The following is a 19892-nucleotide window of genomic DNA, read 5'->3' as shown; positions in this document are numbered from 1 at the left end:
TAAAAACAATAAGATAGGCACTTTGGGAGCCGGAACCCACGGGCGGTAGCGCATCTGGGTGACGGAGAAAAGAAATAATCATGGATAATTGGATGGAAGATAGACTACTAAACAACGATTTAATTCGTGACGTTAACAATATAGCTGTTGAGGCAGGCCGCTCGGTCATGTCGATTTATGAAAAAGACTTTGATGTACATGAAAAGTCTGATCACTCTCCTTTGACTGAAGCAGATTTAGCTTCACACCGTTGTATTGTTCACGCTTTACAGAAACTAACCCCATCAATCCCCATCTTGTCTGAAGAGTCAGCGGATATTCCTTGGACTGAACGCCAGTCTTGGGAACATTATTGGCTAATAGATCCCCTAGACGGTACCAAGGAATTTATTAAGAGAAATGGCGAGTTCACAGTCAATATTGCTTTAGTTTCTAATGGTAAACCTATTTTTGGAGTGGTTTATGCCCCGGTAAAAGAAATTCTATATTTCGGCGGTATTGGTGCAAATGGTGAGAGTTTGGGGGCCTGGAAACAGGTTGGTCATAATAAAGAGCCTATATCAGTTTCGTCACAGCCACGTAAACCTATTCGAGTCGTAGGTAGTCGCTCGCATCAATCGGATGAAATGCAGTCCTATCTAACTAAATTTAATGACTATGAACTTGTTCCAATGGGTAGCTCGTTAAAAATATGTTTAGTAGCAGAGGGCAAAGCAGACCTCTATCCAAGGCTCGGCCCTACTTCAGAGTGGGACACTGCCGCTGCCCACGCGATATTACTGGCCGCAGGCGGCAGCTGTGTCACCTATGAAAAACACGACGAATTAATGTATAACACTAAAGAATCATTGCTAAACCCTTACTTTATAGTACAAGGCCCACAACTATGATGAAAAAAACTCTTGGATTGTTTTTAAGCATTCTTACACTGGTTATGGTTAATGACAGTGCAGCCAACGATATGTCACAGGCAAAACAGCTGTGTCAAAATGCCACTGAGCAACAAAGACAAATGGCGCGAGCCGCTGGCTATGACGTTGACTCTATGTGTGCTTCGTTGAAACAACAGAGCGCAAGTGTAAATACTGATAATCAGTCAGCTGGTTCAATCATGCCGAGAGAGTTGGTAGACTTTCCAAACCAGCAAGATAACGCCAAAGAAATAAAAGAAAAAGAAGAGCAGGAAAAGCTACCCAAAGTAGAGCGTGAACTGAAAAGGTTTGGGTACGATCTATTCGCGGGTGTCCCTACGACTTACACACCAGTTAGCAATATTCCAGTACCTTCTAACTATATTGTTGGCCCGGGCGATACGGTGAAGGTACAGCTGTTCGGGAAAGAGAATAACAGCTACGAATTAACAGTAGAAAGAGATGGCACAATTCAGTTTCCTCAACTTGGCCCTATTAATGTCGCAGGGTTGTCGTATACCGAGCTAAAGCAATCACTGAATCAAAGGATTACTGAGCAATACATTGGTGTTCAGTCTAATATAAGTTTAGGTGAGCTGCGTTCTATTCAAGTTTTTGTATTAGGCGAGTCATTCAAGCCAGGGGCTTATACGGTATCTTCATTATCCACTGTGATGAATGCTTTATACGTTAGTGGCGGCCTAACAGATATTGGCTCTTTGAGAAATATTCAGCTAAAGCGTAATGGTAAAGTTATTTCGACGGTTGATTTATACGACTTATTGTTAAAAGGCGATACTAGCGATGATCAACGATTACAGTCTGGAGATGTAATCTTTATACCATCGGTTAGGAAAACTGCATCGGTTGCTGGAGAAGTTGCTAGACCAGCTATTTATGAGCTCAAAGATGAAAAAACGGTCAGCAGTCTTATCGAATTAGCGGGAGGATTACTACCTAATGCGTATAAAAGTGATGCTCGAATAGAAAGGGTAAGTACATCAGGACAGCAAACAGTCGTAGATCTAAACCTGAACACAAGGACAGGGCTTAATACAAAAATTAAAAGTGGTGATTTATTAAAGATCTTTCCAGCCGTGGAAAGGGAAGAAAATGTTATTGAGTTAATTGGACATGTTTATCGCCCAGGCCTAATAAAGTGGACAAGTGGATTAAAGCTTAGTGATGTATTAAAGAGCGAATTAAAATTAAGGCCTCATGCAAACATTGATGCTGTGATTGTGTTCAGAGAAACGGATGCCCTTGGCAATATAGAGCCATATATTGTGAACTTGCGAACTATTTGGGCTGGGGATAATGAGTTTAAATTACACTCCCGCGATAAAGTGGTTGTATTATCAAACCAAATTACTAAAAAGGACATTAGTTTGTATTTGGACCGAGCCAAAAACACTCAGCTCGAAAGAGCTGATTTCCAAAAAGAACTAGAGTTAATTACAAACAAAGATGAGTTAACAACAAATATTGCCGACTATGCAGGACTGGAAAGTAAAATCCAAAGAAAAAAACAAAAAGAAAATTTAGAAAGTCGTGTCCTTAATTCTGAGAGCGTGGAATATGATGAACTAAAACTTGCACAGATAAAGCAAGAAATTCGTAATGAACCACTTGCAAACTTTATTACCCAACTAAAATCTCAAGCAACGAACCAAAGTGTAGCTAAACTTGTAAAAATCAGCGGAGGGGTGAAGTTTCCTGGTCAATACCCATACGAAAATAACATGAGTGTTTTACAGTTAATTCAGTTGGCCGGTGGCCTAACAGAAGTGGCTCATTTGGCGAAGGCAGAGTTAACTACACGCACTTTCTCTATTGATGGAGGCGTCAATATAAGACATAAAAATATTAGTTTGCAGGAAGAATTTTTAGGCGAGTCGGGAACAACATTATCTCCTTTTGATGAAGTAAATATTAAAATCTCTCCTGATATTACTGAGGAAATCTATGTTGATGTCACTGGGGAAGTGAAGTATCCGGGACGCTACAGAGTGGCAAGAGGGGAAACTCTAAGCCAGCTAATCAATCGTGTTGGGGGCTTTACAAAGTATGCTCATCCTAAAGCAACAGTATTTTCACGAAAAACTCTTCGTCAACACGAACAGAAGAAGTTAGAGCAACTCCAAGCTAAGCTTCGTCAGGATATAGCAATTTCTGAACTAGAAGATACTAACATCGGCAAATCAGCAGACATTGAGTCTGCACAATCACTGCTAAACATATTAAGCTCAACAGAAGCTACAGGGCGTCTTGTTATAGATATTGATTCAATATTGGCCGATAACAGTGAAGACATCATTCTAAAGTCTGGTGATAAGTTAATTGTGCCAAGTTTCCGTCAAGAAGTTACGGTTGTTGGTGAAGTACAAGTCGCTACATCTCATCTTTACAGCGAAAAACTTGATTATCAAGATTACATAGATCGTAGTGGTGGCGAAAAAGATACCGCGAACTCAGATGCTATTTATATAGTAAAAGCCGATGGCTCGGTGGTTCTACCCAACCAGTCATCATGGCTAAGCCATAACGCAAGTAATGTCGAACCTGGCGATACTATCGTAGTCCCACTAGATACTACACGTGTAGATGGCTTAGAGCTCTGGAGTAAAGTGAGCCAGATCGTATATCAGTTAGCTCTAGGTGCGGCTGCGGTTAATAGCTTCTAAGATCTAGTCGTACGTAGGGTGACGTAGTGACTTATGGAGTGCACCATGACGTAACTGATTATTACGTCATTGCGAGTTTAACGAAGCAATCTCATTCAGTTACGACATAGCGAATATAAGAAACAAATGAAAAAAACTCTAATAGCATTGTTAATACTCAGCGGGTCAGTAGTTAAGGCAGAGCCTTGGCTAGATACGCATGACGCTTGGTTGAGAGCGGACATCGAAGCATTATCTGCTCACGGCGTTATTAATACGCCAATAACAACTTGGCCACTTCCTTGGGCTAGGGTAGTAAAAGAAATAGATAATGCCGACTTAAGTGAAGTTCCTGAGTCGTTAGTGCCCGCTTTAATGCGAGTGAAGCGAAAGGCTCGGATTGAGACTTCAACAGATACACGTAGTGAACTATCACTAAAAGCGGGCAATGAAGGAAAGTTATTACGACACTTTGGTGATAACCGACGAGAAAAAGCTGAGATCACTTCAAGCAACAAAGGCATGACTAAAAACTTTGCTTGGAACATTGAGGCTACCAAGGCTTTCAGCCCTCTTGATGGTGAAGAAGAGCGCCTGGATAATAGTTATGTTGCGGGTATTTGGGGCAACTGGATCTTCTCTGCGGGAGCACAGGAACGTTGGTATGGTCCTGGTTGGGATAGTTCCCTAATATTGAGTAATAACGCTAGACCCGTGCCGAGCTTATCAGTACAGCGAAATTACGCAGATCCTTTTGAAAGCGAGTGGCTTTCGTGGATAGGACCTTGGTCAGTCTCAGCCTTTGCTGGGCAACTTGAAAGTGATCGCTTTATACCTCACGCAAAACTACTCGGCATGTCAGTCACTTTTAAACCATTTGACTCATTAGAAATTGGTTTAAGACGAACCGCGCAGTGGGGAGGCGAGGGGAGACCTGAGTCATTATCCAGTTTGGTCGATCTCGCAATAGGTAGAACCAATTGTGATCAAATTGCAGATGGTTGTGATGATCGCCTTAACTCTAATGAAGCTGGCAACCAATTAGCTGGGGTAGACTTTGATTGGAGACTGCCTACTAAAAAATATATTGGTTCAATTTACGGTCAGCTGGTTGGTGAAGATGAAGCAGGGTACGCCCCCTCTAGAAAATTTTATCAATTAGGTTATAAAAATAACTTTGCTACAAACGATATTTTCGTTACTACTTATATTGAGTATGCAGACACTGAAAATGAATACGCAAAAAATGTAACTTATGAGCACGGGATATATCGAACAGGTTACCGCACAGAAGGCAGAAGTATTGGTTCCACATACGACGCAGATACTGAAAGTCTAACATTGGGGTTACTTGCATCAACAACATCAGGTTCTCGTTATAAAGTATCAGTTTCAAAAATTGACATGAATAAAGGTGGTGTCGGAGATAATCATACTGTTGCGGCTAATGAACTTAGCTTCAACAGGCTCTCGCTTAAATACCAAAAACCTTTTAAGCATGGTCTATTATCGGCTTCCATTGACTATCAAGATAAAGCTTTTGAAATATCAGGAGTTAATACTGATAAATATAATGTAGGGCTTTCATGGACAATGGAGTTATAAGTCGTCAATGTTAGTTTAACCAAGCCTCCTAACAATCGTCATTGCGAGGCCTTTAGGCCGAAGCAATCTCTATACAAAATTAGAAAATTATGAAAAGTGAAAACAATCAACAATTAAATCAAACTCAGTCGCCACATCACGAAGACGAAATCGACTTGCGCGAACTCTTTTCTATTCTCTGGAAAGGAAAGTGGATTATCATTGGGATAACCTTCATTTTTGCCATTGCATCCGTTGGGTACGCGCTTTACCTGCCTAATGAATATAAAGCAACAGCAGTTTTGCAGCCTAATGAAAGTGGATCTGGTGGGAAATTAGCATCTCTAGCAGGACAGTTTGGCGGACTTGCATCAATGGCTGGAATTAACTTGGGTGCCGGCGAATCAACAGATGCTGTCATTGCAATGGAAATAATGAAAAGTTGGGGCTTCGCAGAAGAATTTATCAATAAACATAATATTGCAGTTGAACTGTTTGCAGCTAAAGGGTGGGACCAATCTAAGAACAAGTTGATCATCGAAGATGGACTTTATAATGAAGCAACTGAAACCTGGGTCCGTGAGGCACCCAAAGGCAAAACTGTGGAGCCCAGTAGTTGGGAATTATTCGAGGAATTCAAAGAACGTTTGTCTATCAGTCAGGATAAAGATACCGGTTTAGTTAGCGTGTCGGTCACACACTATTCTCCAGAAATTGCAAAAGAGTGGGTAGACTTGCTTACTAAAGATATCAACCAATTGATGAAAGAACGTGCTCTAGAAGAAGCCAACCAAAATATTCAATATCTTGAAGAGCAATTCAAAAGTACATCCTATGCAGAGCTAAGAGCAATGTTTAGTGAGTTAATCCAAGAGCAACACAAATCGAAAATGCTTGCACAGGTTTCTGATGAGTATGTATTTAAAACTATTAGCGAAGGTAAAGTACCAGAAGAGAAATACAAACCCAAAAGAGCAATTATAGCCATATTAGGTGCAATTTTGGGTGGTATCTTATCAGTACTAATAGTTTTAATTATTAGCGCTACTAGGAATAACAAAAACAAGAAGGGATAAGGATGAATATAAGTTGGGTTGTGGCGATAATAGTCTGTTTTGCATCAATTCTTGTTTTAAGGCCTATTGCAGTTAATTGGGGACTAGTTGATACTCCTGATAATAGAAAACGGCATGTAGGAAATATCCCTCTTACGGGGGGGGTAGCTATATATATTTCAACCATAACCTCAGTTAGCTTGTTTGTAGATTTAAGCCAACACATAAATCTGCTTTTAGTTTCAATATCGATAATGGTTTTCATTGGCTCAATAGATGATAAATATGACTTAAGTGCTAAATTACGCCTGATTGCTCAAACACTTATTGCTTTAATATTAGTCTTTGGTACTGGTATTAAGATTGATTCTTTAGGTAATCTGTTCGGTTTAGGAGAAGTTACTACTGGCCCATTCTCAGAGGTTATTACAGTATTAGCAATTATTGCCGGTATAAATGCCTTTAATATGACTGACGGGATTGATGGTTTGGCCGGAACCTTATCTCTAATAAGCTTATTAGCGATTGGTCTAGTCGTTTTGGATGGTAGTATTAAGCTCATAGTCGGAGTGATGTCATCAGCTCTATTAGTATTTCTTTCATTTAACTTAGGTCTCTTTAGTAAGAAATACAAAATCTTTATGGGTGATGCTGGAAGTATGATGCTTGGCCTTACCGTATCATGGTTATTGATTGTTATCAGTCAGTCTGAGGAAATGTCAATAAAACCTGTTAATGTTCTCTGGTTTATAGCTGTACCACTTGTTGACATGATAGCAGTTATGTACAGAAGAGTTAGAAGGGGGCAGTCGCCCCTTGTGGCCGACAGAGAACATTTACATCATGTCTTTATGGATATGGGGTTTACACCGAAGCAAGCACTATTAATCATTTCCTTCATATCTTTGTTATTCGGCCTAACAGGATACTTGAGCTCCACCTACAATATACCAGAGTATATTTCGTTAATATCTTTTGTACTAATATTTATAGTTTACAATATTGTTTTGACTAATCGACACAAACTTAAATTTAATAAGTGAGTACTTATATATGAAGGTCTTATCTGTTTTTGGGACACGTCCCGAAGCAATAAAAATGGCTCCTTTAGTGCATGCGCTAAATAATGATAGCCGTTTTGAGTCTAAGGTTTGTGTGACTGCGCAGCACCGAGAGATGCTTGACCAAGTGTTAGAACTTTTTAAGCTGACACCGGATTATGACCTAGACTTGATGCAGGCAGGACAGACGTTGCCACAGCTGACTAGCCGTATTTTATTAGAGCTGACGCCTGTTCTAGAAGAGTTCAAGCCGGACGTGGTACTGGTTCATGGCGATACTGCGACGACGTTCGCGGCGAGCTTAACTGCGTATTATCAGCAAACTGCCGTCGGTCACGTAGAAGCTGGCCTACGCACAGGTAATATTTATTCGCCTTGGCCAGAAGAAGCAAACCGCAAATTAACGGGGCAGTTGACCAAATATCATTTTGCGCCAACCGAAAACTCAAAACAGAACCTCATCAAGGAAAACTTCCCACTAGAGCATATTTACATAACAGGTAACACCGTGATTGATGCGCTTTTAATGGTTAAAGAGCAGATTGAAGGTGATGCGTCGCTAAGCCAAGAGCTAGCGGCTCAATTCCCGATGCTTGACGAGAGCAAAAAGCTGATTTTAGTGACGGGGCACCGCCGTGAAAGCTTTGGTGGCGGCTTTGAGCGTATCTGCGAAGCCCTTGCTCAAACAGCAAAAGCACATCCAGACGTACGGATTCTCTATCCGGTACATCTAAATCCGAATGTTCAGGAGCCCGTTAACCGTATCCTTAAAGATGTAGATAATGTGTCTCTCATCGAGCCACAACAGTATTTACCTTTTGTGTACCTTATGAATCGCTCACATATTATCCTTACGGATTCGGGTGGTATTCAAGAAGAAGCACCAAGTTTGGGTAAACCAGTTCTTGTTATGCGCGACACGACTGAGCGCCCTGAAGCGGTTGATGCTGGTACGGTCAAGCTTGTAGGGACTGACGTAGAAAAGATTACCTCTTCACTAAACGAATTACTGACGGATGAAGCGGCTTATGTTTCGATGAGTCGAGCGCATAACCCTTATGGTGACGGTAAGGCTTGCCAGCGTATCTGTGATGCTTTAGCGAGTTCAAATTAGCGCTTACTATGAATGACTGACTTTAAAGTCAGCCAATGAAAAGTTTAATTAGAACTGATTGAATCAGAACCATCAATTTAGAAGCAAGGAAAACGATGTCATTCAACACAATATCAGTAGTAGGGCTTGGCTATATTGGCCTACCTACGGCAGCCATGTTTGCATCACGCAAGAAAACCGTTATCGGTGTCGACGTTAACCAAAAAGCCGTCGACACCATAAACCAAGGCAGAATTCATATTGTTGAGCCAGGCCTAGAAACCATCGTTAGCACCGCGGTTAAAGACGGTTACTTCAAGGCGACGACTAAGCCCGAGCCTGCGGATGCTTTTTTAATTGCAGTGCCGACGCCTTTTAAAAGCTCTAATAAAAACCAAAGGGACTCCGTAATCCCTGAACCTGACCTAAGTTATATCAAAGCAGCCAGTGAGTCGATTGCACCTGTCTTAAAAAAAGGTGACTTAGTGATTCTCGAGTCAACTTCGCCGGTAGGTGCGACCGAGCAGATGGCCGATTGGCTAGCGTCAGCTCGTCCTGACCTCGTGTTCCCATCGTTGACTAGCGAATTTACGGCGGACGTTGATGTGAATATCGCACACTGTCCAGAGCGAGTATTACCAGGGCGTGTTGTTGAAGAGCTCGTATCTAATGACCGAGTGATAGGTGGAATGACCGAAGCCTGCTCAACTAGAGCAATAGAACTGTATAAAATCTTTGTTGAAGGCGAGTGTGTTGTGACTAATGCTCGTACTGCAGAAATGGCTAAGCTAACTGAAAACTCATGCCGTGACGTACAAATTGCTTTTGCCAATGAGCTTTCAGTGATTTGTGACAAGTTGGATATCAATGTTTGGGAGCTAATATCGCTTGCTAACCGTCATCCTCGAATTAATATTTTGCAACCTGGGCCGGGTGTTGGTGGTCACTGTATAGCCGTTGATCCATGGTTTATTATCAGCAAGACACCAGAAGAGGCTGAATTGATTCATGCCGCTCGCCGCATTAACGATGACAAACCTCAATGGGTGGTTGAAAAAGTGAAACTCGCTATCGCAGACTTCTTGCAGGCTAACCCCACGAAAACGGCAAAAGACGTGACAGTGGCTTGTTATGGCTTAGCGTTCAAACCAGATATTGATGACCTTCGAGAGAGCCCTGCCTTAAATATCGCTAAGCAAGTTGAGGAGTTACACTCTGGACCTGTATTAGCCGTTGAGCCGAATATAGAAACCTTACCAGAAAGCTTAGAGGGATTAAGTCTTACGTCTCTTGAGGAAGCAAAGGACAGCGCGGATATTCATCTAATGCTAGTCGACCACAAAGAGTTTAAACGGACTGCCCTCGAGTCTGACTATCTAATCGATACTAAAGGTATTTGGTAATGAGTAATAACTTTACAGATAAAAGAATAGCAGTAATAGGCCTGGGGTATGTAGGCCTACCTCTAGCGGTAGAATTTGGTAAAAAGTACTCAGTATTGGGTTTTGATATTAATCAGACTCGTGTTGCGGAGCTTGAGAAGGGGCGTGACTCGACTCTGGAAGTTTCAAGTGAGCAGCTTTTGAGTGCTAAACATTTGTCTTTTTCCAGTAACAAACAAGATTTATCTGAATGCAATGTTTACATTGTGACGGTACCCACGCCAATTGATGACAGCCATGCTCCGGACTTAACTCCGTTACGAAAAGCTTCTGAGTTGCTTGGTCAGTTTGTTAAGAAAGACGATGTTGTGATTTATGAGTCAACAGTTTATCCAGGGGCTACCGAAGAGGTCTGTATTCCGATTATTGAAAAGGTGTCAGGGCTTGAGTTCAATAAAGACTTCTTTGCAGGTTATTCACCTGAGCGCATTAACCCAGGTGATAAGGTTAATACCTTAACTAAAATCATGAAGGTGACCTCAGGTTCCACGCCTGAGGTTGGGCAGTTTGTCGATAGTCTTTATGCATCCATCATTTCCGCAGGCACTCATTTAGCGAGCTCTATCAAAGTTGCTGAGGCGGCGAAGGTTATCGAAAATACTCAGCGTGACTTAAATATTGCCGTTATTAATGAGTTTGCAAAAATCTTTAATAAACTCGGTATTGATACTGAAGAAGTCCTAAATGCCGCTGGGACTAAGTGGAATTTCTTACGATTTAAACCTGGGCTTGTTGGTGGGCACTGTATCAGCGTTGACCCTTACTACTTGACCTACAAAGCTCAGGAAGTTGGTTACCGACCAGAGGTTATTCTTGCCGGTCGCCGAATTAATGATGGCATGGGTGAATACGTAGCTACTCAGTTAGTGAAAAAGCTCCTTCGAGAAAAGATTCATGTTGATGATGCAAGGGTCTTGGTCTTAGGCTTTACCTTTAAAGGTGATTGTCCTGATGTGAGAAATACCAAGATTATCGATGTCGTTACAGAATTAAAAGATTTCAACATGTCGGTTGATGTTTATGATTGTTGGGCAGATAAGGATGAAGTTAAGCATGAATATGGTGTGGAGCTAATATCCGAGCTGTCTCCTAATAGCTATGATGCGATTGTTCTTGCTGTTGATCACAGCGATATCAAAAAGATGGGTGCTGAAGCTATTCGTAAGCTAGGTAAGACTGAACATGTGCTGTATGACGTCAAGCATGTTTTAGATATTCACGAGTCAGATTTAAGGTTATAGGAAACGAATGATGAAGAAATTTGCGCTTATTGGAGCCGCTGGTTATATCGCCCCTCGTCACCTAAGAGCGATAAAGGATACTGGCCATGAACTGGTTGCCGCCATGGATGTGAATGACTCTGTGGGCATTATGGATAGTCACTTTCCAAATGCTGAGTTCTTTACAGAATTCGAAGACTTTTCAGCATTCGTTGACGATCAAACTATTCTGGGAAAAAAACTGGATTATATCTCTATCTGTACGCCTAACTATTTGCACATTGCTCATATAAAGTATGCGCTCAAAAATGGCATTGATGTTATTTGCGAGAAGCCATTGGTGTTAGAGAGCAAACACCTCGATGAACTCAAAGCATATGAAGAAAAATATGGCGCACGAGTAAACTCCATATTGCAGTTACGTTTGCATCCATCAATTATTGCGTTAAAAGAAAAGGTTGATGCGGCTCCTGCGGGACATGTATTTGACGTGGATTTAACCTATATGACCTCTCGCGGGAAGTGGTACATGAAGTCATGGAAAGGTTTTGACCAAAAGTCAGGCGGTGTGGCGACTAACATAGGTGTTCATTTTTATGACATGTTGCATTTTGTTTTTGGAAAGCTTTTAGCAAATGAAGTGCATTACCGTGATGACAAAACGGCGAGTGGTTATTTGCAGTATGATCGAGCCCGCGTTCGTTGGTTCCTATCGATTGATGCCAATAACCTACCTGAGAATGCGGTAGCTGGAGAAAAGCTAACCTACCGCAGCATCACAATCGGTGATGAAGAGCTTGAGTTCTCGGGAGGTTTCACCGATTTGCATACGCAAAGTTACCAGAATATTTTAAATGACCATGGTTTTGGTGTCGAAGAGAATCGTGCTGCTATTGAGACCGTTGAAAAAATACGCGTTCAACCCATAGCCGAAGCAGGCGATAAGGCCCACCCATTATTAAGCAAGGTTCTATAATCGTGAGTAAGGGATATCAAGTACACCCTTCGGCGATTATTGATGAGGGTGCTGAAATAGGTGACAACACACGAGTATGGCACTTCGTTCACGTCTGTGGCGGTGCAAAGATTGGGGAAGGGTGCTCGTTAGGTCAGAACGTTTTTATTGGCAACCGAGTAACGGTAGGAAATAACGTCAAAATTCAGAATAACGTCTCGGTATACGACAATGTACACTTGGAGGATGATGTATTCTGTGGCCCTAGCATGGTGTTCACTAATGTCTATAACCCCCGCTCTTTTATTGAACGTAAAACGGAGTACCGCGATACTCTGGTAAAAAAAGGCGCTACTTTAGGCGCGAACTGTACCATTGTTTGCGGAGTAACCATTGGTTGTTATTCTTTAGTTGGGGCTGGCGCTGTCGTGAACAGCGATGTTAAGCCCTTTGCATTGATGGTTGGCGTACCGGCAAAACACATTGGCTGGATAAGTAAGTATGGTGAAAGGCTTGAGCTACCGCTAGAAGGAGAAGGGCAAGTGACCTGTCCTCATACTGGCGATGTTTATCAACTCTCAGGTCGTACATTAACGCTGGTTGACGAGACATAATATGCAGTTCATTGACTTAAAAGCACAATATCAACATTTAAAATCAAAAATAGACAAACGCATTCAAGCCGTATTAGAACATGGTCACTATATCATGGGGCCAGAGGTACAGGAGCTTGAAGAGAAACTTGCTGAATACGTTGGTGTAAAACACGCCATTACCTGTGGTAACGGTACAGATGCATTAACGCTTGCCATGATGGTGCTCGATGTTAAGCCGGGTGATGCCGTGTTCTGCCCGACCTTTACCTTTTTTGCAACTGCAGAAGTTATTGCTTTTGAAGGTGCTACACCAGTATTTGTTGATTCCGACGAATCAACTTTCAATATCTGCCCTATTGACCTAGAGCGGCGCATACAGGCAGTCATAGCCGAGGGGAGTTTAACTCCTAAAGCCATTATAGCTGTAGATCTCTTTGGCTTACCCGCAAACTACCCAGAGCTTGAGAATATTGCTAAAAAGTATGACCTGAAGCTTGTGGAAGATGCCGCGCAAGGTTTTGGTGGCGCGATTAATGGTCAGAGAGCGGGAAGCTTTGGTGATATTGCTACCACGAGCTTTTTCCCAGCAAAGCCGTTAGGGTGCTATGGCGATGGTGGCGCTGTTTTTACGAACAATGACGAGTATGCCGAGTTAATAAAGTCGTATCGAGTGCACGGAAAAGGCAAGGACAAGTACGACAATGTCCGTATTGGCATGAATAGTCGCTTAGACACCATACAGGCTGCTGTATTATTAGAGAAGTTGGCAGAGTTTCCGACAGAGCTGATTGCAAGGAATGCTGCAGCAGCTAACTATGATAAAAATCTTGCTACGACCTTTATAACTCCTGTGGTACCAGAAGGGTATCTAAGCTCATGGGCGCAATATACATTGGTCTCGGATGATAGAGATGCGGCAATGGCCAAGTACAAAGAGCAAGGCGTACCTACTATGATTTACTATGGTACCTGCATGCATCAGCAGAGTGCTTTTAAAGGACTGGAGTACCAACCAGGAGACTTCCCTATTGCTGAGAAACTGGCTAAAACTGTATTTAGTTTGCCTATGCATGGGTATCTGTAGGTTATTAATTTGCTAAAGAACATATTTGTTAAACGGGTTTTAACCTTACTAACAGGAACAACATTAGCTCAAGCGTTACCTATATTATTAAGTCCAATTTTAACTAGGCTTTATACGCCAGCTGAATTTGGTCAACTTGGTGTCGTGGTCGCGATTACAGCAATATTTGGCATTGTCGCTGGCTGGCGAATGGAATTTGCGATAATGCAACCAAAGTCAGAAAATGATGCATTTAGGATATGCTCATTAACGATGGCGCTCTCTATTTTTAATGCTATGTTGATTTTTGTTTTCTTAGTTTTACTGAATGATAAATTAGAAATGTATTTAGACGATGCAATTCTGAATATGATCTATCTAATACCAGTATCTGTGGCACTTATGGGCGTATGTCAGTCGCTTAACTATCTCAATAACAGGTTTATAAAATTTAAATTGATCGCACAAGGTAAAGTGTTTCAGTCAGTTGGTAATGTTTCCACTTCAATAACTTATGCAAGTTACGGTAGCGGCTCGCTAGGATTAGTTTTAGGCCATGTAATAGGACAGGCAGTTCATCTAACCATTATGTCAAAAACTTATATTCAATGGCTAAAGGGGAAAACTTCTTTAAAATATAACTTATTAAGGACCTATTCACTGATTAAGATGTATAAAAAATACCCGCTCATATCGGCTCCTGGTGCGTTAGTTGATACTGTCAGCCTCCAATCACCAGTGATTTTTGTCAATAAGATATTTGACAGCACAGCAGCTGGTTATTTCAGCTTTATATACAGAATTATTGGCGGGCCTCTCGCGTTGGTATCTGCTGCAATTTCACAAGTACTACTTCAAAAAATTACAGCTGAAAAGAATAATACTGTCAATCAGCTTTTGAAGTTGGTAAGAGTGCTTTTAATACCAGCACTTTTCACTGTGTTACTTTTAAACTTTTATGGTGAGTTTATATTCGGATTTGTATTTGGTGAAGAGTGGCGTGTGGCTGGGAGTTATGCAGCTGTTATCAGCTTTTCTGTTGCAATAAGGTTTATGGTTACGCCATTAAGTATGGTGATGGCTATCGAGAAAAATTTAAAGCTTGGATTTTTATGGCAAGCGATTTATTTGTTTGTAATAGTCTCATTGTATTTCTTATTTCATAATGGTGATTTTGATGCTTTTTTGCATGCGTATGTAATTGCGGATGTTTTAATGTATTTTCTGTATTTTTATTTTATATTAATTGGGGCGAAGCGAATATAATATGTGTGGAATTTTAGGCGGTGTTTGGTCAGCAGGTAAACTGCATAATAAAAAAGATAAAATTGATAAAGCGCTTTCTTTAATCAATCATCGCGGCCCAGATGATCAGGGCATGGAAATCAAATCACTCCATAATAAAAGCGCATTGCTAGGACACACGCGCTTATCAATTATTGATTTGACCACAGCAGGGCACCAACCAATGTACTCTCGAGATGAACGCTTTGGTTTGGTCTTTAATGGTGAAATTTATAATTATTTAGAGTTGAAAGCTGAGTTAGAAAAAGAAGGTTATAACTTCAATACTAAAACCGATACAGAAGTGCTGTTAACTGCATGGATAGCTTGGGGTGAACATGCATTAAAGCGATTCATAGGTATGTTTTCATTTGCGCTATATGATTTTGTAAAGAACAAAGTATATTGCGCAAGAGATGCATTTGGGATAAAGCCATTTTATTTTTCCATAACGGAAAATGACTTTACATACTGTTCTGAGATTCCGCCTTTATTAGAATTGGCGGTCGATCAAGCTGAACCAAATTTGCAAAGAAGTTATGACTATCTAGTTTTTAATGAATATGATAGCAACGAGCAAACTTTTTTCAAAGGCATAGAGCAATTGAGACCTGCGGAGTTAGTAACAATTTCTTTTGACAGTAATAATAAGCTAATTTTTGAGAAAAAAACTTGGTGGAGCCCTGAAAAAATACAACCAAGAGATGTCAGTTTTGATGAGGCTGCTGAACAGGTAAGAGAGCTATTTCTACAAAGCATAAAGTTACATTTGAGAAGTGATGTGCCATTAGGTGTAGCTTTATCCGGAGGTTTAGACTCATCAGCAGTAGCTTGTGCTGTTAGGGAAGTGCTACCCACTTCAGATTTACACACTTTTAGTTACATTTCTGAAGATGTAAAGCGTTCAGAGGAAGTTTGGGTGGATAAGGTAAATGAATACGTTAATGCTATCCCGCACAAAGTCTATCCACGTTCAAATGACTTAAGCGCAGAACTTATGGACATGATTAAAACTCATGCAGAGCCTTTTGGTAGCACAAGTATTTATGCTCAATATCAAGTATTTAAAAAAGTACGTGAAGCTGGTATCACGGTAAACCTAGACGGACAAGGTGCTGATGAGATACTTGCAGGGTATAATGGTTATCCAGAGCAGCGACTAGCATCGTTACTTAAAGCAGGTAAAATTACCAGTGCTATACATTTTTTGAATCAATGGGCAAAATGGCCAAATAGGTCAAAGAGTAATGCAATAAAACTGCTAATCCAATCGCAGTTACCTGATTTTATCTATCCTTTTATCAGGCGACTTACAGGCAAGCCTTCTCAACCTAGTTGGCTGAATAGTCGTTACATGCGCCAGCATAATGTACATTTTAAAGAGAATAGAAGAACAGTTCAGTCAGGTAAAGAAGGTGTGCTAAGCGAATATTTAAAACAATTTCTGAACAAGCGAACATTACCAGCCTTATTAAGGCATGGCGACCGTAACTCAATGCGCTTTTCAATCGAAAGCCGCGTACCCTTTCTTACTATCCCCCTTGTGGAATATTTACTTTCCTTACCAGAACACTATTTAATTTCAAACAATGGTGAAACAAAGTGTGTATTCCGCAAAGCAATGGTGGGGATTGTTCCTAATGAAGTATTATATAGGAAAGATAAGATAGGTTTTGAAACACCACAAAAAGTTTGGCTAAAGCAGATAGAGAGCGACGTAATTGAGCTTATTGAAAGATCAAGCATACCATTTCTTAACCTGGAAGAAATAAAGGCCGCTTATCTTGCTATGAGTTCGGGTGGTAGCCACTTCGATTGGCAAGTATGGCGTTGGGTTAATTACATCTCTTGGTATGAAATGTATTTCAAGAAGTAGAAATTATTAAGGTATTTAATTTGTTTCGCTCAAAATCATTTTTAGTCTTATTTTTGAATATAATATTCTTTAGGTTGACACTTGATTATCTTTATGTGAATTTTATTATCCCATTTTATGGTAATAACTATATGGGGTTTAATTATGAAATGCAGCCGTTTCGCTACGCGGCTTCATTGTTTTTGACTTTTTTATTTGTTTTCACATTAAGTGCAAAGCTTAGAAAGTTCAGTGACTTTGTATTCTTGATGTTTTATTTGTCTGTCTTGATTCCATTGTTATCAATTTGGGGGTTGGATCCAAGCTTAGAATCAAAGGCATTGATTTATGTTCTCTTTGGTTATTTAGTTTCATATTTAATTGTGAATCTAAAGTCAATAAAACCTATTTCATTCCCGTACTTTAAGAATTCTGAGTTGGTAACCATTTCCGTTTGTTTGATCGCTGTTCTATATCTTGTTTTGTGGTATGTTTTGTCTGGCGCTATATTTAATATGAACTTTGATATGGGGCGCGTTTATGAATTCAGGGATGAAAACTCTGCTACAACCAATATAGGTATCTTGGCATATTTAAATGTCTGGACTTATAAGGTATTTAACATATTTGCAATGTCATATTTTTTGTTAAAACGCAGGTATTTTGTTTTTTGCTGTCTTTTTTTGGTACAAATATTATTTTTCGGTGTTTCAGCACATAAGGCTGTGTTCTTTTTCCCGTTTCTGGTTTTGTTTTCTTACTTTTACTTTAGGAAGAGGAACTCCTTACTTTTCATACCATTTGCATTTTCATTAACTTGTTTGTTTGCGTTTATGCTAACTACAGTATTTGATAGTAACTTAATAACTTCGATTATGGTTAGAAGGTTGTTTTATGTTCCTGCCTCTACAACGTTTACGTATTTTGAGTTTGCTGATAACTTTGGGCATATTTACTGGAGTAACTCAATCTTAACTAGTGTTTTAGAGTATCAATATGATAAGCCAATTACTTATGTCATAGGTGATTACATATTAGGGGCAAGAAGTGCACAGTCGTATTTGGGTGCAAACAACGGTTTTTTAAGCTCAGGTTACCTCCATGCTGGATTTATTGGGGTCTTGTTTTACTCATTAATTTTCGGGTATATCTTAAAGATTTTTGACTCCCTAGCGAAAAATGGTGTGCCAATATGGATTTCTATTTCCCTCACAATTATACCATTTAGGGACTTGGTGATTTCCAGTGATTTATTTACATCGTTACTAACTCATGGTTTGTTAATATCGATGTTTATACTCATTCTTTTCAGAAATAAGAAATACATTAGCAAGGATAGTTTGTGATTAATATAAAATATATATTCTCTAAACTCATAAAAAAACTCAATATTCCTTCTGTAAAAAACTCTTGTATTGGTGTTGGTGTATATTTAGGTTCAAGTAGCTCATTGAATAGCGTTGAAATTAATGATTATTCATACTGCGGCTATAATTGTAATTTCAACTACGTTTCTATTGGTAAGTTTTGTTCTATCGCGAACAATGTAGTAATTGGTGGCGCTTCTCACCCCACGCAATTCTTATCAACTAGCCCAGCGTTTCTTGCTAATAATGGTGCCAGATGTGGTGGTTTGTTTGGTAATAAACCATTTAAAAACTTTGATAAAACTTACATAGGCTCTGACGTTTGGATCGGTGAATCGGTACTAATCAAAGCGGGAGTAGCAGTTGGTCATGGTGCAGTGATTGGTATGGGATCTGTGGTAACTAAAGATGTACCACCATACTCAATAGTTGCAGGCAATCCAGCGAAAATAATTAAATATAGATTTGATGAGCCAACTATAAAAGCTTTGTTAAAGCTTAACTGGTGGGATTTAGGTGATGAAGAAATAAAGATGATAGCAGATAATGTTGATAACCCAGCGAGTATTTTATTAGAGCGAGGTTTGCTATGAAAGTCGCACACGTTTGCTTATCATGCTTCTATATTGACGGGTTTAACTATCAAGAAAATCAGCTAGTTCGTCAGCATGTAAAACAGGGCCATGATGTAATAGTTATAGCATCTACTGAAAATTATATTAATGGTAAGATTAGCTATGTTCGGCCAGATAAATATTTAGGTGACGATGGCGCACAAGTAATCAGACTAGCATATACAAAAAAGCTACCTAAAAGTCTTGGGCGCAAGTTAAGAGTACATGATGGTTTTTACGATAGTTTGGTAGTTTTTAAACCGGATGTGGTTGTTTTTCACGGTGTTTGCACCTGGGAAATACGGACAATGGTTAAATATGGAAAAAATTATCAAAATGTAAAGATATGGTATGACACTCATACTGACTCAAATAACAGCATGCTTAACTTGCCATCCAAAATTTTGCATAACGTTTTTTATAAACCAATTTTCAAAAGCGTTGCTAAAGATATAGCTAAAATACTCTGTATATCAAAAGAAACTGAAAACTTTATTGTCGAAGAGTACCAATACCCTAGAGATAGGTGTGTTTTTTTCCCATTGGGTGGTGATATCATCAGTAATGAAAGGTTTCTTTCTTTGAGAGCTAATAAGCGAGCAGAATTTAACTTAGATAGTCAGCAAAAGTTATTTGTTCAAACAGGTAAATTTACACCACGAAAAAAATTAATCGATACTTTAACTGCTTTCTCAAAAATTGATAGAAATGATATTAGGCTTGTGATAGCTGGTATTTTAGTTGATGAAAACGAACAGCAGGCACTCGAATTAATAGAGAGAGATGAGCGTATTACCTATCTAGGATGGTGTGATAATGAACAATTAGAGGCGTTGCTTTGTGCTGCTGATGTGTATGTTCAACCAGGTACGCAATCAGCTACGATGCAAATGAGCATGTGTATGCGCTGCGCAGTAATTATTGATGATGTACCAAGCCATGAACCTTATGTTAAAGGTAACGGGTGGTTATTGAATGAGTCTCTCAGCCTATATGAAGCGTTGAATAGCGCAAGTGAATCCAATCAACTGCCAATAATGCAAGCTCGTTCTTTTGAAATTGCCGAGCAACTTTTAGATTATTCTAAAATGGCAAGAAAATTAATTGAAGATTAAATATCTAGGATTAT

At 39.9% G+C, this 19892-nt stretch carries 16 protein-coding genes; all 16 read left to right on the top strand.

Annotated features, from left to right (window positions below):
• The first annotated feature begins 80 nt into the window (after positions 1 to 80).
• The 16 genes from cysQ (at position 81) to ABD128_RS00795 (ending at position 19878) form a co-directional block, all read left to right on the top strand.
• Positions 81 to 890: a 3'(2'),5'-bisphosphate nucleotidase CysQ gene (gene cysQ, locus ABD128_RS00870; protein WP_343985274.1), complete on the top strand. Its 810-nt coding sequence runs from the start codon at positions 81 to 83 to the stop codon at positions 888 to 890.
• Positions 887 to 3595 carry an SLBB domain-containing protein gene (locus tag ABD128_RS00865; protein ID WP_343985272.1) on the top strand — a complete coding sequence of 903 codons (2709 nt, stop codon included), beginning with the start codon at positions 887 to 889 and terminating at the stop codon, positions 3593 to 3595. The genes cysQ and ABD128_RS00865 overlap by 4 nt, the downstream gene beginning before the upstream one ends.
• A gap of 126 nt (positions 3596 to 3721) precedes the next feature.
• Entirely contained in the window at positions 3722 to 5179 is a 1458-nt protein-coding gene (locus ABD128_RS00860; RefSeq protein ID WP_343985270.1) for a capsule assembly Wzi family protein, read from the top strand.
• A gap of 89 nt (positions 5180 to 5268) precedes the next feature.
• Positions 5269 to 6234: a Wzz/FepE/Etk N-terminal domain-containing protein gene (locus ABD128_RS00855; RefSeq protein ID WP_343985268.1), complete on the top strand. Its 966-nt coding sequence runs from the start codon at positions 5269 to 5271 to the stop codon at positions 6232 to 6234.
• A gap of 2 nt (positions 6235 to 6236) precedes the next feature.
• A complete protein-coding gene (gene wecA / locus ABD128_RS00850) occupies positions 6237 to 7256 on the top strand; it encodes a UDP-N-acetylglucosamine--undecaprenyl-phosphate N-acetylglucosaminephosphotransferase (RefSeq protein ID WP_343985266.1) in 1020 nt (339 codons plus the stop codon).
• 10 nt (positions 7257 to 7266) lie between these two features.
• Positions 7267 to 8388 (top strand): non-hydrolyzing UDP-N-acetylglucosamine 2-epimerase, encoded by a 1122-nt coding sequence (gene wecB, locus ABD128_RS00845; protein WP_343985264.1) that lies wholly within the window; start codon positions 7267 to 7269, stop codon positions 8386 to 8388.
• A 95-nt stretch (positions 8389 to 8483) separates the two neighbouring features.
• On the top strand, positions 8484 to 9770 hold the full coding sequence (gene wecC, locus ABD128_RS00840; protein WP_343985262.1) for a UDP-N-acetyl-D-mannosamine dehydrogenase: 1287 nt from the start codon (positions 8484 to 8486) through the stop codon (positions 9768 to 9770).
• On the top strand, positions 9770 to 11050 hold the full coding sequence (gene tviB / locus ABD128_RS00835) for a Vi polysaccharide biosynthesis UDP-N-acetylglucosamine C-6 dehydrogenase TviB (RefSeq protein ID WP_343985260.1): 1281 nt from the start codon (positions 9770 to 9772) through the stop codon (positions 11048 to 11050). The genes wecC and tviB overlap by 1 nt, the downstream gene beginning before the upstream one ends.
• A gap of 10 nt (positions 11051 to 11060) precedes the next feature.
• Positions 11061 to 12005, top strand: coding sequence for a Gfo/Idh/MocA family oxidoreductase (locus tag ABD128_RS00830; protein WP_343986535.1), 945 nt, complete (start codon positions 11061 to 11063; stop codon positions 12003 to 12005).
• A gap of 2 nt (positions 12006 to 12007) precedes the next feature.
• On the top strand, positions 12008 to 12598 hold the full coding sequence (locus tag ABD128_RS00825) for an acyltransferase (RefSeq protein ID WP_343985258.1): 591 nt from the start codon (positions 12008 to 12010) through the stop codon (positions 12596 to 12598).
• 1 nt (position 12599) lies between these two features.
• Positions 12600 to 13664: a DegT/DnrJ/EryC1/StrS family aminotransferase gene (locus tag ABD128_RS00820; protein WP_343985256.1), complete on the top strand. Its 1065-nt coding sequence runs from the start codon at positions 12600 to 12602 to the stop codon at positions 13662 to 13664.
• A 9-nt stretch (positions 13665 to 13673) separates the two neighbouring features.
• Positions 13674 to 14909 (top strand): oligosaccharide flippase family protein, encoded by a 1236-nt coding sequence (locus ABD128_RS00815; protein WP_343985254.1) that lies wholly within the window; start codon positions 13674 to 13676, stop codon positions 14907 to 14909.
• A 1-nt stretch (position 14910) separates the two neighbouring features.
• Complete coding sequence (asnB, locus tag ABD128_RS00810; protein WP_343985252.1) at positions 14911 to 16803, top strand: asparagine synthase (glutamine-hydrolyzing); 1893 nt, start codon at positions 14911 to 14913, stop codon at positions 16801 to 16803.
• A 131-nt stretch (positions 16804 to 16934) separates the two neighbouring features.
• The gene (locus ABD128_RS00805; protein ID WP_343985250.1) at positions 16935 to 18128 is read left to right on the top strand and encodes a hypothetical protein; all 1194 of its coding nucleotides are present in this window, start codon (positions 16935 to 16937) and stop codon (positions 18126 to 18128) included.
• The gene (locus tag ABD128_RS00800; RefSeq protein ID WP_343985248.1) at positions 18125 to 18742 is read left to right on the top strand and encodes a CatB-related O-acetyltransferase; all 618 of its coding nucleotides are present in this window, start codon (positions 18125 to 18127) and stop codon (positions 18740 to 18742) included. Before ABD128_RS00805 ends, ABD128_RS00800 begins: the two co-directional genes overlap by 4 nt.
• Entirely contained in the window at positions 18739 to 19878 is a 1140-nt protein-coding gene (locus ABD128_RS00795; RefSeq protein WP_343985246.1) for a glycosyltransferase family 4 protein, read from the top strand. Before ABD128_RS00800 ends, ABD128_RS00795 begins: the two co-directional genes overlap by 4 nt.
• The last annotated feature ends 14 nt before the right edge of the window (positions 19879 to 19892 follow it).

Source organism: Kangiella japonica (genome assembly GCF_039523535.1).
GTDB classification, from domain to species: Bacteria; Pseudomonadota; Gammaproteobacteria; order Enterobacterales; family Kangiellaceae; genus Kangiella; species Kangiella japonica.
This window is presented reverse-complemented; position numbering and strand designations above follow the sequence as displayed.

Coding starts and splice junctions, on each gene's coding strand:
- cysQ (WP_343985274.1), top strand. CDS start 81: ATGGATAATTGGATGGAAGATAGACTACTAAACAACGATTTAATTCGT.
- ABD128_RS00865 (WP_343985272.1), top strand. CDS start 887: ATGATGAAAAAAACTCTTGGATTGTTTTTAAGCATTCTTACACTGGTT.
- ABD128_RS00860 (WP_343985270.1), top strand. CDS start 3,722: ATGAAAAAAACTCTAATAGCATTGTTAATACTCAGCGGGTCAGTAGTT.
- ABD128_RS00855 (WP_343985268.1), top strand. CDS start 5,269: ATGAAAAGTGAAAACAATCAACAATTAAATCAAACTCAGTCGCCACAT.
- wecA (WP_343985266.1), top strand. CDS start 6,237: ATGAATATAAGTTGGGTTGTGGCGATAATAGTCTGTTTTGCATCAATT.
- wecB (WP_343985264.1), top strand. CDS start 7,267: ATGAAGGTCTTATCTGTTTTTGGGACACGTCCCGAAGCAATAAAAATG.
- wecC (WP_343985262.1), top strand. CDS start 8,484: ATGTCATTCAACACAATATCAGTAGTAGGGCTTGGCTATATTGGCCTA.
- tviB (WP_343985260.1), top strand. CDS start 9,770: ATGAGTAATAACTTTACAGATAAAAGAATAGCAGTAATAGGCCTGGGG.
- ABD128_RS00830 (WP_343986535.1), top strand. CDS start 11,061: ATGAAGAAATTTGCGCTTATTGGAGCCGCTGGTTATATCGCCCCTCGT.
- ABD128_RS00820 (WP_343985256.1), top strand. CDS start 12,600: ATGCAGTTCATTGACTTAAAAGCACAATATCAACATTTAAAATCAAAA.
- asnB (WP_343985252.1), top strand. CDS start 14,911: ATGTGTGGAATTTTAGGCGGTGTTTGGTCAGCAGGTAAACTGCATAAT.
- ABD128_RS00805 (WP_343985250.1), top strand. CDS start 16,935: ATGGGGTTTAATTATGAAATGCAGCCGTTTCGCTACGCGGCTTCATTG.
- ABD128_RS00795 (WP_343985246.1), top strand. CDS start 18,739: ATGAAAGTCGCACACGTTTGCTTATCATGCTTCTATATTGACGGGTTT.